Source organism: Saccharopolyspora sp. NPDC047091 (genome assembly GCF_040643635.1).
Classification (GTDB): domain Bacteria; phylum Actinomycetota; class Actinomycetes; order Mycobacteriales; family Pseudonocardiaceae; genus Saccharopolyspora_C.
The window spans coordinates 1-15,071 of the sequence record NZ_JBEYUS010000103.1 but is presented as its reverse complement, the minus strand read 5'-3'; the positions used below and the strand labels follow the sequence as shown (position 1 = coordinate 15,071).

The 15,071-nt window shown below is 71.0% G+C and carries 17 protein-coding genes; 7 read left to right on the top strand and 10 right to left on the bottom strand.

From position 1 onward, the window contains the following. The 3 genes from ABZ805_RS27665 to ABZ805_RS27655 all read right to left on the bottom strand — a co-directional run. On the bottom strand, positions 1–404 hold a 404-nt coding region (locus ABZ805_RS27665), incomplete at its 3' end, for a class I SAM-dependent methyltransferase (RefSeq protein ID WP_358446362.1). Positions 405–439: 35 nt separating this feature from the next. Further along, the gene (locus ABZ805_RS27660) at positions 440–1,417 is read right to left on the bottom strand and encodes an NAD(P)/FAD-dependent oxidoreductase (protein ID WP_358446359.1); all 978 of its coding nucleotides are present in this window, start codon (positions 1,415–1,417) and stop codon (positions 440–442) included. Between the two features lie 114 nt (positions 1,418–1,531). Continuing rightward, positions 1,532–2,314, bottom strand: a complete 783-nt coding sequence (locus ABZ805_RS27655; protein WP_358446356.1) for a class I SAM-dependent methyltransferase — start codon at positions 2,312–2,314, stop codon at positions 1,532–1,534. Between the two features lie 82 nt (positions 2,315–2,396). Between ABZ805_RS27655 and ABZ805_RS27650 the strand changes: the two genes are divergently transcribed. Beyond that, entirely contained in the window at positions 2,397–2,834 is a 438-nt protein-coding gene (locus ABZ805_RS27650; protein WP_358446353.1) for a nitroreductase family deazaflavin-dependent oxidoreductase, read from the top strand. A gap of 77 nt (positions 2,835–2,911) precedes the next feature. Here ABZ805_RS27650 and ABZ805_RS27645 read toward each other — a convergent pair whose 3' ends face one another. Further along, positions 2,912–3,898, bottom strand: a complete 987-nt coding sequence (locus tag ABZ805_RS27645; protein ID WP_358446351.1) for a malate dehydrogenase — start codon at positions 3,896–3,898, stop codon at positions 2,912–2,914. 135 nt (positions 3,899–4,033) lie between these two features. Beyond that, the gene (locus ABZ805_RS27640; RefSeq protein ID WP_358446348.1) at positions 4,034–5,206 is read right to left on the bottom strand and encodes an erythromycin esterase family protein; all 1,173 of its coding nucleotides are present in this window, start codon (positions 5,204–5,206) and stop codon (positions 4,034–4,036) included. Positions 5,207–5,674: 468 nt separating this feature from the next. Between ABZ805_RS27640 and ABZ805_RS27635 the strand changes: the two genes are divergently transcribed. Together ABZ805_RS27635 and ABZ805_RS27630 are read left to right on the top strand one after the other, a co-directional pair. Then, on the top strand, positions 5,675–6,391 hold the full coding sequence (locus ABZ805_RS27635; protein WP_358446345.1) for a 3-keto-5-aminohexanoate cleavage protein: 717 nt from the start codon (positions 5,675–5,677) through the stop codon (positions 6,389–6,391). Positions 6,392–6,702: 311 nt separating this feature from the next. Beyond that, positions 6,703–6,951: a hypothetical protein gene (locus ABZ805_RS27630; protein WP_358446342.1), complete on the top strand. Its 249-nt coding sequence runs from the start codon at positions 6,703–6,705 to the stop codon at positions 6,949–6,951. Between the two features lie 223 nt (positions 6,952–7,174). Here ABZ805_RS27630 and ABZ805_RS27625 read toward each other — a convergent pair whose 3' ends face one another. Next, on the bottom strand, positions 7,175–8,827 hold the full coding sequence (locus ABZ805_RS27625) for an NAD(P)/FAD-dependent oxidoreductase (protein WP_358446339.1): 1,653 nt from the start codon (positions 8,825–8,827) through the stop codon (positions 7,175–7,177). Between ABZ805_RS27625 and ABZ805_RS27620 the strand changes: the two genes are divergently transcribed. Both ABZ805_RS27620 and ABZ805_RS27615 read left to right on the top strand, forming a co-directional pair. After that, positions 8,753–9,826: an AraC family transcriptional regulator gene (locus tag ABZ805_RS27620; protein WP_358446336.1), complete on the top strand. Its 1,074-nt coding sequence runs from the start codon at positions 8,753–8,755 to the stop codon at positions 9,824–9,826. The genes ABZ805_RS27625 and ABZ805_RS27620 overlap by 75 nt on opposite strands. A gap of 12 nt (positions 9,827–9,838) precedes the next feature. Further along, positions 9,839–10,693: an SDR family NAD(P)-dependent oxidoreductase gene (locus ABZ805_RS27615; RefSeq protein WP_358446333.1), complete on the top strand. Its 855-nt coding sequence runs from the start codon at positions 9,839–9,841 to the stop codon at positions 10,691–10,693. Between the two features lie 168 nt (positions 10,694–10,861). Here the strand turns inward: ABZ805_RS27615 and ABZ805_RS27610 are convergent, their stop codons facing one another. Then, the gene (locus tag ABZ805_RS27610) at positions 10,862–11,074 is read right to left on the bottom strand and encodes a hypothetical protein (RefSeq protein ID WP_358446330.1); all 213 of its coding nucleotides are present in this window, start codon (positions 11,072–11,074) and stop codon (positions 10,862–10,864) included. 55 nt (positions 11,075–11,129) lie between these two features. Beyond that, the gene (locus ABZ805_RS27605; protein WP_358446327.1) at positions 11,130–12,107 is read right to left on the bottom strand and encodes a hypothetical protein; all 978 of its coding nucleotides are present in this window, start codon (positions 12,105–12,107) and stop codon (positions 11,130–11,132) included. A gap of 1,054 nt (positions 12,108–13,161) precedes the next feature. Between ABZ805_RS27605 and ABZ805_RS27600 the strand changes: the two genes are divergently transcribed. Together ABZ805_RS27600 and ABZ805_RS27595 are read left to right on the top strand one after the other, a co-directional pair. Beyond that, on the top strand, positions 13,162–14,010 hold the full coding sequence (locus ABZ805_RS27600; protein ID WP_358446324.1) for a class I SAM-dependent methyltransferase: 849 nt from the start codon (positions 13,162–13,164) through the stop codon (positions 14,008–14,010). A gap of 75 nt (positions 14,011–14,085) precedes the next feature. Then, positions 14,086–14,346, top strand: coding sequence for a DUF3040 domain-containing protein (locus ABZ805_RS27595; protein ID WP_358446321.1), 261 nt, complete (start codon positions 14,086–14,088; stop codon positions 14,344–14,346). Between the two features lie 7 nt (positions 14,347–14,353). Here ABZ805_RS27595 and ABZ805_RS27590 read toward each other — a convergent pair whose 3' ends face one another. Continuing rightward, entirely contained in the window at positions 14,354–14,662 is a 309-nt protein-coding gene (locus tag ABZ805_RS27590) for a DUF6221 family protein (protein ID WP_358446319.1), read from the bottom strand. Positions 14,663–14,783: 121 nt separating this feature from the next. Further along, positions 14,784–15,071 (bottom strand): hypothetical protein (locus tag ABZ805_RS27585; RefSeq protein WP_358446316.1); only part of this gene is annotated, 288 nt, incomplete at its 5' end.

Here is a 15,071-nt window from a genome sequence, read left to right as displayed (position 1 = left end):
TCGACGTGGAGCGCATCTCGCACGTGCTGAACTACGACATCCCGCACGAGTTCACCCCAGGAGTGCAGGAACTGCGCGGAGACCAGGTCGAACTCGCCTTCCGGGAAGTCGACGGCCAGGTCGACCTCCCGGAAGGTGATGCGCCGGTCCAGGCCCGCGTCGGCGGCGCGGGTGCGGGCGCGGTCGAGGACGACGGGGGACAGGTCCACGGCGGTGACCTGCCAGCCGCGGCCGGCGAACCACAGCGCGTCCCCACCCTCCCCGCAGCCGAGGTCGAGGACTCGGCCCGGCGGCAGGTCGGCGACCTGCTCGACGAGGGCGGTGTTGGCCTCGCCGCTCCAGTAGTGCTCGGCCCTGCTGTACATCTCGTTCCACAGCTGCACTTCGGCGGTGCGGTCGCTCATCAGGTGCTCCTCGGGGTTCGGTTCAGCGGTTCGGTTCAGCGGAGTTTCGCGGCGGGTTCCCGCGAGCCGTGCAGGGCGCGGCGGGTGTCGGCCTCGACGAGGTCGGCGTTGACCTGGGCGGCGACGTTCGCCCCCGCGGCGGCGGCGCCGATGACGTTGCCGGTCAGGTCGGTGACGTTGCCCGCCGCCCACACCCCGGGCACCGCGGTCGCACCGGTGGCGTCGGCGGGCAGCCGGGTACCGACCAGGACATCGCCGCGGTACACCGGTTCGGTGCCGAGCCCGAGGTCGGCCAGGGCGCCGAGGCGGGCGGTGAACAGCGGCGCCACGACCAGCGCGTCGCAGGTCAGCAGCCGCCCGTCGACCTCGACGCCGGTGAACCGGTCCTCGTCCACCCGCACGCCCTGAACCGGGCCGGGCACGACGGTGATGCCGCGGGCGTCGAGCTTCGCGCGATCGTCGTCGCCGAGTTCGCCGAGGGTGTGCTGCAGCAAGGTGACCTGCGGGCTCCACTGCCGCCACAGCATTGCCTGGTGCAGCGACATCGGACCGGTGCCGAGCACGGCGATGTGCCGGTCGCGGACCTCCCAGCCGTGGCAGTACGGGCAGTGCAGCACCTCCCGGCCCCACCGCTGCGCCAGCCCCGGCACCGGCGGCAGTTCGTCGACCAGGCCGGTGGCGATCACCAGGCGTGCGGCGGTGACCGTGCTGCCGCCGTCGAGGGTGAGCCGGAACCCGCCGCCCGGTGCGCGTTCGGCGGCGACGACCTCACCGCCGGTGAACTCGGCGCCGTAGCGTTCGGCCTCGCCGCGCCCGGCCGCCACCAGTTCACCCGGCGAGGTGCCCTCGCGGCCCAGGTAGTTGTGCACGCCGTCGGCGGGGGCGTTGCGCGGCTCGCCCGCGTCGATGACGAGCACGCTGCGCCGGGCCCGTGCCGAGCTCAGCGCGGCGCTGGTGCCCGCCGCGCCACCGCCGACCACGACGATCTCGTAAGAGCGGTCCTGCAGATCCATGGGAATCCCTCCTCTGCAGCAGATGCTCCCCGTTCCACGCCGATCCGACAAAGAAAATTGCCGCAACCGCAAAAAACACGTCGTCCGCCCGACCAGAGTCCGCCCGAAGTCCCCTCAGCCGAAATCCCAGCGCTGCAACCGCAACGACCCCCGCATCGCAGGCACCCGCACCAACACCCGATAAGCACCCCGCACCGGCCCCGACAACACCGGCGAACCCGCCAGCAAGCCGATCACCGACTCATCCCGCACCGGCCGCACCCCCGCGACCAGCCCGCCCACGTCCTCCACCGGCCAGCGGAACACGAACCCGGCGCGCTGCAGCGCCCGCACCCGCCGCGACAACCCGACCATCCAGCCGGCCACCCCGTCGAACACCACCCGGCCCGCCGCGCAGCGCGCCACCACCCGCTCCAGCAGGCCGCGCACCTGCTCCCGATCCAGGTACATCAGCAGGCCCTCGGCGACCACCAGCGTCGGCCGCCCCGGCTCCACCCGCTCCCACCACCCCTGCTCGGTCACCGAGGCACCGATCACCACCACCTGCGGCGGCAGGTCGTAGACCTCGCGCCGCAGCCGCGCCACCTCCGGCTGATCCACGTCGAACCACACCGACCCCGCGGGCGGCCGCACCCGCAACGGCCGGCTGTCCAGCCCGCAACCCAGGTGCAGCACCTGGCCCTGCGGGTGCGCGGCGAAGAACTCCTCGACCTGCCCGTCCAGCCACCGCGCCCGCGCCGCCACCAGCGGCGCATCGCCCCGGCCGAGCGCGAACCTCCGGAAATCGTGGTCGATGCGCCGCACCAGGTCCGCCGCGAACGGATCACCCAGCAACGGCCGCCGCGACGCCGCATCGCACGCCCGCAGGTACAACGTCACCAGCGACGTCTCCGACACGCCCGCCCACCGCACCCCGCCACCCCTTCCCGCCCGGCACCACCGCGTTGCCGGAGCCCGCGCCCTCGGAAACACTCACCCCATGCCCCTGACCGGTGACTACCTGCCCAGCCCCACCCGGTGGGTCCGCGACCAGGTCGCCGTCGTCGAATCCTCCGGCGGCACCGAAGGCACCGTCCTGCACGGTGCACCGATCATCGTCATCACCAACCGGGGCCGCACCACCGGAGCCCTGCGCAAAGTGCCGGTGATGCGCGTCGAACACGACGGCCACTACCTCGCCGTCGCCTCCTACGGCGGCTCCGCCCGCCACCCCCGCTGGTACCACAACCTGCGCCACCACCCCCACGTCGAAGTCCAGGACGGCCCCCGCAAGCAGGACATGCACGCCCGCGAACTCACCGGAGCCGAGAAGAACGCGTGGTGGCACCACGCCGTCGACGTCTTCCCCCAATTCGCCGACTACCAGGCCAAGACCGACCGCGACATCCCGGTGTTCCTCCTCGAACCCCTCACCTGACGCACCCGACCGGAACCCCGAACACGACGGAGGGGCCCCACCGGCAACCCGGCAGAGCCCCTCCGTCAGCGCACCGCTCAGATCAAACCGAGCCCGCGCACCGCGTCCCGCTCCTCGACCAGCTCGTTCACCGAAGCGTCGATGCGCTCCCGCGAGAACTCGTCGACGTCCAAGCCCTGCACGATCTCGAACCGGCCATCCTTCGCGGTGACCGGGAACGACGAGATGATGCCCGCAGGCACCCCGTACGAACCGTCGGACACCACACCCGCCGACGTCCAGTCACCCTCCGGGGTGCCGTTGACCCAGGTGTGCACGTGGTCGATCGCCGCGTTCGCCGCCGACGCCGCCGACGACGCACCACGAGCCTCGATGATCGCCGCACCGCGCTTGGCGACCGTCGGGATGAACTCATCCGCCAGCCACGACCGCTCCACCTGCTCGGCCGCGATCTTCCCGCCGACCTCCGCGTGGAACAGGTCCGGGTACTGCGTCGCCGAGTGGTTGCCCCAGATCGTGAGCTTCTTGATGTCGGTGACCGTCGTGCCCAGCTTCTGCGCCAGCTGCGTCAACGCGCGGTTGTGGTCCAGCCGCGTCATCGCCGTGAACCGCTCCGCGGGCACGTCCGGAGCGTGCGACTGCGCGATCAGCGCGTTGGTGTTCGCCGGGTTCCCGACCACCAGCACCTTCACGTCATCCGCGGCACCCGCGTTGATCGCCTCGCCCTGCGGCTTGAAGATGCCGCCGTTGGCCTCCAGCAGATCACCGCGCTCCATCCCCTTGGTGCGCGGCCGCGCACCCACGAGCAGGGCCACGTTCGTGCCCTGGAACGCCGCGTTCGCATCGTCGAACACGTCCACGCTGCTCAACAACGGGAACGCGCAGTCGTCGAGCTCCATCGCGGTGCCCTCGGCCGCCTTCACGGCCTGCGGGATCTCCAGCAAGCGAAGCTTGATCGGGGTGTCGGCCCCGATGAGCTGCCCGGAAGCGATCCGGAACAGCAGCGCGTAGCCGATCTGGCCAGCGGCACCGGTGACGGTGACGGTGACGGGCGCTTTGGTCATAGGAGGAATCTTTCCTGCTCGCCGGACGGTTACCGACCGCGATGCTATCCCGCACCCGGCGCCCCGCACGCGCCGCCGCAACGGATCACAACCCGCACCCGCCCGGACCGATTCAGCACCCGCCCGAGCAGGCGATCAACCCAGCACGAAATCACTCGGCCGCACCCGCGGCACCTGCACCACCGCGTCGAACGCCGCCGCCACCGGAGTCGCCACGAACCCCTCCGCATGCCGGATCGACGACGGCCCCTCCCGCAACCCCCGCACATCCACCCCTACCGCACCCCGCCCCGCCAACCACGCCTCCACGCTGCCCACCTCGACCGGAGGCAACGGAGCCTCGTGCAACCACAACCCGCCCGGCGCCGCCGCATCCATCGTCAACCCCGTCGTCGTCCCCGCCTCGCAGGTCACCGCCACCGCCCGATACCCCGCACCCAGCACCGAATCCAGCTGCGCACCCGCAGGCACCACCTCCGCACCACCACCCACCGGCAACACCACCCGCTGCGCATGCCCGTTGTGCACCAGCAGCACGATCCGCGAACCCGGCCACCGCTCCAACAACCACCGCACCACCCCCGCCATGTACGCATCCCGCGACACCATCCGCGCACCACCCGCCACCAGCTCCCGCATGAACTGCTCCAACGCCCACACACCCCGCGCCGACCAGTACGCCACCGCATGCCGATCCCGCTCACCCACCGCACCCGCCACCCGCGCCAGCAGCTCACCCACCACCGCACCCACCGCATCCCGCTGCGCACCGCTCAACGCCGCATAACGACCCATCGCCAACCCGCTGTGCACCGCGGCGAACGACCCCACCGCCCGCCGCGCCCGCTCCAACACCGCCGACCCACCCGGATCGGCCACCGCCAAGAACTCCGCCAACACCGGCCACACCCGATCCGCACCACCCGACGAACCCGGCAGATCCACCCCCGCGAACCGCACCCCGCCCTCGAACGACCGCACCCAGCTCAACAGGTCCCGCACCTCGGCAGCCTCACCGAACCGGTAGCACAACCCCCGGGCCGCGACCTCCACCACCGGCGCACCACCCGAACGCACCCACTCGTCCACCGCCAACCCCTCGGCGAACCCCGACTCGAACGCCACCACGTCGAAACCCGCCCGCTCCACCAGCAACCGCGCCACCCGGTGCCGCACCCACCCGAACTCCCGCACGTCGTGGTTCGACTCACCCACCGCCACCACCCGCGCATCACCGACGACCTCCAGCAACGGCTCCAGATCGTCCAACGGCGCCACCGGATCCAACGACCCCAACTCGAACCGCACGCGCATCCCCCCGAACCCGGGCCAGGGGAGCGGCCCCCGGCGGAAGCGCAGCCTAAACCGGCCGCACCACCCCGCCACAACTCATTTCGCCCGCCCCGCCACGTACTCCGCACCCCGCTCCGACAACCGGTACGACTGCCCCGACCGCTCCACCAACCCCAGATCCGCCAACCACCACGCCTGCGCCTTCACCCGCGACACCGGACGACCCACCTCCGCCGCCAACTCCGCCGCCCGCACCCCAGGCCGATCCCGCACCGACTCCAACAACCACCGCGTCCACGGCCCCCGAGCCGAATCCACGTCCCACCCCGCCAACCGACGATCGATCGCCAACCGCTCCCGAGCACCCAACATCACCACACCACCACGCTAACCACCCCACCGATGATCACGACACGCCACCGGCACGGCAACGACCCAGCGCACCGAATACCCCGCACCCCCGAAAACCGCCACAATCAGCCCATGCTCCAGGCCTGCCTCAACGGCGCCCGCACCCCGCGCGAGCACCACCACCTGCCCGTGCACCCCGAACAGCTCGCCACCGCCGCAGCCACCTGCACCGCGGCCGGAGCCACCGAACTGCACCTGCACCCCAAACACCCCGACGGCACCGACAGCCTCGACCCGCACATCCTCGCCGCCACCCTGCTCGCCGTCCGCGCCGCCGCACCCGGCACCCCCATCGGCGTCACCACCGGAGCCTGGACCGCACCCGACCCCCGCGACCGCATCACCGCCATCCGCACCTGGACCGTGCTGCCCGACCACGCCTCGGTCAACTGGCACGAAGACGGCGCCGACGACATCGCCACCGCCCTCCTCGACCGCGGCATCGCCGTCGAAGCAGGCCTGCACTCCGGCACCGACGGACCCGACCGGTTCCGCACCGCACCCACCCGCGACCGAGTCCTGCGCGTCCTCGCCGAAGTCACCGACCCCACCGCCCGCGGCGCCGCCACCACCGCCGAGACCCTCCTCGACCGCATCGGACCCGCCCGCAGCCCCGTCCTGCTGCACGGCTCCGGCGCAGGCGCCTGGCCCGTGCTCACCCTCGCCGCCCACCGCGGACTCGACACCCGCATCGGCCTCGAAGACACCCTCCAGCTCCCCGACGGCGACATCGCCCCCGACAACGCCGCACTCGTCACCGCCGCCACCCGCATCCTCACCGGCCGCTGACACCGCACGCCCGCACCGGCGGCGGGGGAGCGGCAGCTCCTCGCGGCAGGCAGCAGGCAGCCGCGCCGTCGAACCGGGGTGCAGCGGACGCATGATCGACGCCCGGTGGAACAGGACCGGCGACCGGCGGAGGTGAACGGCGATCCGATGCCAGGGATGGGCGACCAGCCGAAGGACAGGCTGATCACCCACCTGTTCACGGTCCAGCGGCGCCTTCGACCTGATAGCGTCCGAACACGCCCGCTCAGACTGGAAACGGAAACGGGCTCCCGCGGGTGGCGCTGAGCCCGAGACGATGGGGGTTGATCGTCGTGATCTCAGCAGTGGCGCTCTTCGTGCTCGTGCTCGCGGTGGTGGTCGGCCTGCTCGCCCGACGCCGCCCCGCCCCTCGCGGTAGCGGCTACACCGCGGCCCCGTTCATCGGGGCCGGCGGCGCCCACCCCTCCACGCACAGCACCTCCGTGCACGACCGCGGATTCGACGGGGGCGACGTCAGCGGCGACCTCGACGGCGAGGGCCGCGGTAACGCCCGCAACGGTGACGGTGGCGGCGGCTGCTGAGACCTCCCGCACCGGCTTCGCGGGCGTAACGCAGCAGAAACCGCCCGAGAGCCGTTCCCGTTCACCTACGTCCAGTAATTCGTCCAGGCCGCCGCAGTGCGAGCAGCCCGACCACGCCGATCACCGGCGGCGCGTTCAGCCCGCCAACCCGGCACGATCCCGCAGCGGGCCCTCCGAGACCGCCACACCCGACTCGACGGACCCCGCACCGAACGCGCCCTGCTCAACTCCCGGTGACGGCAGGGGAGCGGAGCCCCGACACCGGCACCGGCACCAACTCCCGCGCCAACCCACCCCGCAACGTCGCCACCGCGTCCAACGGGTAGTTCTGCCGCACCCGCCACGAACCCCGATCACCCTGCCGCGGAAACGCATCGATCGACCGCTGCACATAACCCGACGCCAGATCCAGCAACGGCCGCGCCCGCAACCCCCGACCCGGCACCGGCACCACCGCCGACCAACCCCGCCGACCCATCAACCCCAACACCCGGCACACCAACCGCGACGACAAATCCGCCCGCAACATCCACGACGCATTCGAATACCCCACGCACACCGCGAAGTTCGGCACCCCCGACACCATCGCCCCACGCCACACGAACTGCTCCGACAACGCCACCACACCACCATCCACCCGCAACGACATCCCCCCGAACGCCAGCAACCGCAACCCCGTCGCCGACACCACCACATCCGCCGCCAACACCCGACCCGACCGCAACCGGACCCCCTCCGGAACGAACGACTCCACGTGATCCGTCACCACCTCGGCCCGCCCCTCCCGGACCGCCGCGTGCAGATCACCATCCGGCGCCGCGCACAACCGCTGATCCCACGGGTCGTACGACGGCGTGAAGTGCTCCCGCACCACCTCCGCATCCCGCAACGCCCGCACGTTCAGCCGCGTCAACAACCCCCGCGCCACCCGCGGAAAACGCTGGCAGAACTGGAAGAACGCCGTCGAGAACGCGATGTTCTTCCACCGCACCAACCGGCTCGCCACCCGCTCCGGCAACCACGACCGCAACCACTCCGCCTTCCGATCCCGCCCCGGAACCGGACTGACCCATGTCGGCGACCGCTGCAACATCGTCACCCGCGCCGCCGCCTCCGCCAGCGCCGGAACCAACGTCACCGCCGTCGCACCACTCCCGACCACCACCACCCGCTTGCCCGCGAGATCCAACCCCTCCGGCCAGAACTGCGGATGCACCACCTCACCACCGAACGACTCCACCCCCGGAAAAACCGGCTCATGACCACGCTCGTAGTCGTAATAACCCGCGCACGAGTACAGGAACCCGCACGTCAACACCCGCTCCGACACCACCCCGGCCGCATCCCGCACCGCCAGCCGCACCGTCCACCGCGACTCCGCACTCGACCACTCCGCGGCCACCACCTTCGTCCGATACCGGATCAACCCCTCGATCCCGAACTCCGCCGCCGTCTCCCGCACGTACCGCAAGATCGACGCGCCATCCGCCAACGGCCGCGAACCCCGCCACGGCCGGAACGAATACCCCAACGTCGCCATGTCCGAATCCGACCGCACCCCCGGATACCGGAACAGATCCCACGTCCCACCCGACACGTCCCGCGCCTCCAACACCACCAACGAACGCCCCGGGCACTCCGACCGCAACCGGTACGCCGCACCGATCCCGGACAACCCGGCACCCACGACCACCACATCGACGTGCTCGACACCCACCGCAGACTCCGACATGCCCCCAGTCTCCGCACCCACCACCAACCGATCTTGACGCCGCACGACAACTCCTTGACCCTCGACGACATGACGGTGATCCGCTCCGCAGGTCTGCGCGGCTTCCGCGCCACCGTCGCCGAACTCGGCGGCGACGCCGAGCACTTCGCCCGAGCCGCAGGCCTGCCCACCGCCGCACTCGACACCGACGACCTCCTCGTCCCCGAATGCGCCCTCGTCAACACCCTCGAGATCGCCGCCGCCGACCTGCACCGACCCGACCTCGGACTCCGCATCGCCGCTCGCCAGGACCTCGGCATGCTCGGCCCGCTCGCCCTCGCCATCCGCAACGCACCCACCATCGGCGACGCCCTCGACTGCGCCACCCGCTACCTGTTCGTCCACGCCAGCACCCTCACCATCACCCTCGACGACGACCCCCGCGGCACCCCCGGCATCGCCGCACTCCGCTACGCACTCCCACCCGACGCACCCACCTCCGGCCAAGCCACCGACCTCGGACTCGGCTTCCTGCACCGCGCCACCACCTTCCTCGCCGCAGGCCGATACGGACTCCGCACCGTCGAACTGCCCCACACACCCACCGCACCCCTGCACGTCTACGAGGAGTTCTTCGGCGCACCCATCACCACCGGCGCCCCCGCCGCCCTGCTCCGCCTGCCCCGCAGCCTCACCACCAAACCCCTCACCGGCGCCGACGGGCGCGTCCGCGAACTCGCCCTCGCCTACCTCGCCGAACGCACACCGGGGGAGAGCACCCACCTCGCCACCCGCGTCCGCAGCGTCCTCACCCAAGCCCTCGGCACCACACCACCCGAGATCAGCGCCATCGCCCACCTCATCAACCTGCACCCCCGCACCCTGCAACGCCGGCTCCGCGACGAAGGCACCACCTTCGCCGCACTCCTCGACGACGCCCGACGCCACGCCGCCCACCGCTACCTCACGAGCACCGACCTGCCCCTCGGCCGGATCGCCGCCCTGCTCGGACTCTCCGAACAATCCGCGCTCAGCCGCTGCTGCCGACGCTGGTGGCACACCACCCCCAGCGACGTGCGCCGTGTCGCACGAAGTCACGAGAACGTCGCGCCGGGTCAAGCCACCACGCCCACCACCGCGCACACTCGATCACCACAACGCTGAGCAAGGAGACGCATGCCCACCCTCGACCGCTACCGCTTCACCGGCGGCACCGCCGTCCTCACCGGCGCCGCCAGCGGCATGGGCGAACACATGGCCCACCAGCTCGCCGCCCGCGGCAGCGACCTCGTCCTCATCGACCGCGACGAAGCACGCCTCACCACCGTCGCCGACACCCTCCGCGGCACCCACCCGGACCGCACCGTGCACACCCACGTCGCCGACCTCGCCGACACCCCGGCCCTCGACGACCTCGCCCAGCGCATCCTCGCCGACGCACCCCGCATCACCCTGCTGATCAACAACGCCGGAGTCGCCCTCGGCGGAGCCTTCGACCAGCTCACCGGCGAGGAGTTCGACTGGGTCATCGACATCAACTTCCGCGCACCCGTCACCCTCACCCGGCTGCTGCTACCCCGGCTGGACGCGGGCGCGCACATCGTCAACGTCTCCAGCCTCTACGGCCTCATCGCGCCACCCGGGCAATCCGCCTACGCCGCCAGCAAGTTCGCGCTGCGCGGCTTCAGCGAAGCGCTCCGCCACGAACTCGCCGAACAGGGCATCGGCGTCACCACCGTGCACCCCGGCGGCATCCGCACCCGCATCGCCGAATCCGCCCGCGTCGCCAGCGGAGTCGACGAACAGCAGCTGGCCCGGGGGAGGGCGAACTACGCGAAGCTGCTGTCCTACCCGGCCGACAAGGCCGCCGCCCGGATCCTCGACGGCGTCGACCGCCGCAAGCGCCGCGTGCTGATCGCCTCCTCGGCCGTCATCCCCGACCTGTTGGCCCGGCTGTTCCCGACCCGCTACATGGACGTGCTCTACCGGCTGCAACCGAACTCGCGGCCATCGGCGCTGCGCGCGCGGTAGCGCTCAGCAGGCAGGGGAGAGGTGCACCCGCACGCGCTCGCGCAGCAGCTCGTACTCCGCCTGCATCCGCCGCAGCGGACCGCGCACGACCACCTCGCCGGGTCCGACGACCTCCTCGGCGGAGAACTGCTCCCGGGTCAGATCGACTTCGACGGAACCGAGCAGGTTTCACCAGTGGAAGTCGACCCGCGCACCGGCGACCCGGACCTCGCCGCGCAGCAGCTCGCCGCCGAGGAAGTCCTGCAGCACCAGAGCGGTCACGCCGCACTGGCCGCGCGCCGGATTCCGCGGCGACCACTTCGGGAGGTCCTCGGGCGCGCAGGTGTCGGCGCCCCAGGACCGGCGGAACGCGTGTTCGATCCCGGTCAACGTCATCGGCATGAGCACTGCTTACCGGTGGGGACCGACATCCGCGTGAACAGCCGGAATCCTCAGCTCATTCATCCCAGCTGAGCGGTTCCACCAGGCCGCGCAGCAGGGTGGTGAGTCGCTGTTGAAGAGCGGACGTGATCGGCCCGGTCAGGAGAGGTACCAGGGAGCTGTCCCAGACGAGTTTGTGCCTTGCGGGGTCGGGACAGCTGAGGACGGCGAGCATCCTCAGCTTGAGCAACAGGGGATCGGTTCCACCCGTAAGCCACTCGAGGGCGATTTCGACGATCTCCGCGGTGGTCTCCTGCAGAACAGGAAGGCACTGCTCGCCCAGGAGGCCTGCTCTCTCATCGAGTTCAGCCCGGGTGGGGCGGGTTCCTTCGGTTGCGATCGGCCGGTAGCCGTGCGAGCTCGTCCGTGATCGAATCAGCGAATCCCACGTCTGGGCGGCGAGTTCCCCGTCCGCGCAGGAGTCGATCTCGCCGCTCGTCTTCTCCGAACGAGCCAGGACGGAGACCACGCCCGCGACGACGTCGCACCAGAAGTGGTCCCCGATGCGAAGACGAACGTCTCGGCCATGACCGAGGCTGTCGAGGAGTTCTCCGGCTATTCGGCTGATCTCGTCAACGACGTGGATCAGTTGCGTCCGCTCGATGTCGTTCCGAACGAGCCGGTCGACGATGTCACGTGTGCGAGCGAACTCGATCGCCGTCTTGGTGTCGGTCCAGTTCAGGTTGCCGGCCGAACGCGTGGGCGACGATTTTCCGACATGGTGCTGGACCCGGTCTCGCTGCGCGGTGTCCGCCTTCTGCTGTCGATTCTTCGCCGTACTCGCCAGGGCTTGTTGCTGAGATGTCCGGTCCGTCGGCGGGGTGGCCAGGGCCGCGGCCCAACCGAGACGTCCCTTGGCTCCGTGGTTCGCATGGGCGCAGTTGCACCTGCATTCCCAATTGATCGCGTATTGGCAACTGCTTCCTGAGCACTTCACCACCGTGGCGCTCCTGTCGTCGCTCCAGCTGAACTCGACGATACGAGGAGTGATCACTTGGGCTAAGAGCCAATCCGGTGAGTTGTCACGGCATGGTCGGCCAGGAAAGTCCGGTACTGCGCAACGCACCGACAGGGCGCCGATGACGACCGACCCCGAGTGCTGGGACCACGGCGTCCGAAGCATGGATCTGCGAGCGCCTGTGCCCGGCGGGGAAGCGGGACGTGCGGTCCGGGAGTCCGGTCCTTCAAAGCGCTCCACGGGAGCAAGGGCAGTAGCCCGGATAACAGTCACTTTACATAATGTAGATTATCGGCACTTTGTCGACCTGGGGTTATCCGGCCGAGAAGGGGTCGATCGGCCGGGTCCGACGGGATGCGCCGGGTGTGGGATGCGGGCACGCGGATGGCAGTGCGTTCGGGTGCGATGAGCACCGCTGACCGTCCGGCGCGTCGGCGACATGCCGGGCCGCTGGCGCGGCGTCCGCGGTGATGCACCTCGAGGCCGTCGCGATGGCCGACGTGCCGCCGCGGCTTGGACCATCCCCGAGGTGGCCGTCTTCGCTGGTCCCGGCAGTCACCTTCAAAACGTCACAGTGACGTTTTGAAAGGTAGCTGCCGGTCGTGCGAAGTCGACCGGCGGTGAAGCCGACCGGCGGGCAAGATCCATCGAGCTCAGTTGATCAAGGGTCGGGCCGGCAGCCAGGCCGCTCAGCCGAGTCACCGCGGATCGCGTCATCAGGCGCACCGGTCGGCGCGGGACGACACGGCACACCGAGACGCGAACACGTCGAACCCGTGCAGCACCGGCCGACACCGCGCCGACCGGGATCCCCCGGGATCGGACCCCCGTCCCCTTCTCCATTTGATGGATAATCAACGTTATCCACCAAAAACCCCTTTGATCAACTTCGAGATCCACCGCTCTCGTCCCGTGCTCCGGCGTTCCCCCGTTGAGCAGCTTCCCCAGTCGAGCATCGCCGCCTCCCCGGCAGCCACCTTCCCCGGACCAAGCCCCTCACGATCCGCCCCCGCTCCGCCATTCCGATCACCCCCACCCCCACCACCGCATAGACTCCGCCGGCCGTTCACCACACCCCCGGAGGAAGCACATGCCGAACCACCCCGACGTACCGATCGACCCGTCCAACGCGGCCCAGTCCGAGGCGTGGGGCGGCGAACAGGGCGAGTTCTGGGCGGAGCGCGCCGAGCGCTTCGACGAGGGCGTCGCCGCCTACCACGACCGGTTCCTGGAAGCGGCCGGGATCGGACCGGCGGCGCGGGTGCTCGACGTCGGGTGCGGCAGCGGGCAGGTCACCCGCGATGCGGCGCGGCGCGCGGCGGAGGGCTGGGCGCACGGCGTCGACCTGTCCGCGCCGCTGGTCGAGTCGGCGCGCCGAGTGGCGCGGCGGGAGGGGGTGTCGAACGCGTCGTTCGAGCGGGCCGATGCGCAGGTGCACCCCTTCCCCACCGTCGACCTGCTGTTGAGCAGGCACGGTGCGATGTTCTTCGGTGCTCCCCGCGAGGCGTTCGCCCACCTCGGGCGGGTGCTGGCCCCGGGTGGCGGCATGGCGCTGCTGACGTGGCAGCCGGCGCGGCTCAACCCGTGGATGGGTGGTTTCCGCTCGGCGCTCTCGGGCGGCCGGGAAGGTGCGCCGCCTGCGGAGGGGCCGGGTCCGCTGTCGATGAGCGATCCGGGTTCGGTGCGGACGCTGCTGGAGTCGGCGGGTTTCGAGCGGGTGCGGCTGGAGGACTGGCGGGAGCCGATGTACTTCGGCCGGGATGCCGCGGACGCGTGCCGGTTCGTCACCGGCCAGTTCGCTGGGTTGCTGGCGGAGCTGGACGTGGCGGAACGGGACCTCGCGCGGCAGCGGTTGCTGGAGCTGCTGGCCGAGCACGAGTCGGAGCGGGGCGTGCTGTTCGAGTCGGCGGCGTGGCTGGTTCGGGCGAAGCGGCCGTGACCTGGGGCTGCGGGGTGTAGGGATCTCGTCGGCGCGGGTAGCCGGATGTCGGTCCACTCCAGGGAGGTCGAGGTCATGCTGCCCAGGCACGAACGCCGCCGCATCGCGGAAATCGAGAAGGGTCTGGTTCTGCAGGACCCCGATTTCGCCGACCGGTTGCGGAGGGCGGAGCTGCCCGGCCGGGCGCGACCCGGGGTGCGGGTCGTGCTGGGGTGCGTCGCGGTGGTGGCGGCGTTGTTGTGCATGGTGCTCGGCGAGGTGGCGGGTTTCCTGCTGGCCGGGTTGTTGGCGACGGTGCTGCTGGCAGCGCGGGATTGGCGGCTGCTGACGTCGTGATCGCGGTTCAGGGTCTCCAGCGGGCGCGGTAGCCGGGCCGGTCGGAGTAGGGCAGTCCGAGCAGGGCGCGGGTGGCGCAGCCGCGTTCGTCCTCGGGCGGGTAGGCCTCGCCGAGGCGGTCGCAGGGTCCGGTTCCCGAGCCGCAGAGCTGGTGCCGGCGCAGCAGCCTGGTTTTGAGCTCGCATTCGCGGAAGCCGCGGAAGACGGTGCCGCCGCAGGGTTTGGCGTTGCCCGCTTCGACGTCTTCGCGCATCCAGCGCAGCAGTTCGAGGTCGATGTCGATCTGTCGTCGCAGGAACTCGGCGAACCGGTTCATGGTCGTCCCCCACCGCGGTACGCGGGTACCGCCCGTCCGTCCGTCGGGTGCGCGGCGCCGGGTGTCGGCCCGCCCGGATGGGGACGTCGAGGGTGGCCGGTTGTGACGCGGGGTGTGGTGGTCATGCCCGGGTGTGGTCGTTCGGGTGGATGTCGAGCACCGCGCGGCTCGCGGCGCCTGGTGCGCCGGTGACTGCCACGAGCACGGGGGTCCCTCCGTCGTCGTTCGTGTTGACCGTCCGACGGTACCCAGGGCGGGCTGCGGGGATCACCCGCGAGAGTCGGCCTCGTCGTGGGCGGTCTCGGTCACCGCAGTCTGGCGAGCAGATCGGCATCCGGTTCAGCACCACCACGCGTCCGCGGCGCAGCACGATCTGGTCGACGCCGGAGGTGCGGCCGGTGAGCACGTC

Coding starts and splice junctions, on each gene's coding strand:
- ABZ805_RS27615 (WP_358446333.1), top strand. CDS start 9,839: ATGCCCACCCTCGACCGCTACCGCTTCACCGGCGGCACCGCCGTCCTC.
- ABZ805_RS27600 (WP_358446324.1), top strand. CDS start 13,162: ATGCCGAACCACCCCGACGTACCGATCGACCCGTCCAACGCGGCCCAG.
- ABZ805_RS27660 (WP_358446359.1), bottom strand. CDS start 1,417: ATGGATCTGCAGGACCGCTCTTACGAGATCGTCGTGGTCGGCGGTGGC.
- ABZ805_RS27645 (WP_358446351.1), bottom strand. CDS start 3,898: ATGACCAAAGCGCCCGTCACCGTCACCGTCACCGGTGCCGCTGGCCAG.
- ABZ805_RS27635 (WP_358446345.1), top strand. CDS start 5,675: ATGCTCCAGGCCTGCCTCAACGGCGCCCGCACCCCGCGCGAGCACCAC.
- ABZ805_RS27610 (WP_358446330.1), bottom strand. CDS start 11,074: ATGCCGATGACGTTGACCGGGATCGAACACGCGTTCCGCCGGTCCTGG.
- ABZ805_RS27650 (WP_358446353.1), top strand. CDS start 2,397: ATGCCCCTGACCGGTGACTACCTGCCCAGCCCCACCCGGTGGGTCCGC.
- ABZ805_RS27590 (WP_358446319.1), bottom strand. CDS start 14,662: ATGAACCGGTTCGCCGAGTTCCTGCGACGACAGATCGACATCGACCTC.
- ABZ805_RS27620 (WP_358446336.1), top strand. CDS start 8,753: ATGACGGTGATCCGCTCCGCAGGTCTGCGCGGCTTCCGCGCCACCGTC.
- ABZ805_RS27595 (WP_358446321.1), top strand. CDS start 14,086: ATGCTGCCCAGGCACGAACGCCGCCGCATCGCGGAAATCGAGAAGGGT.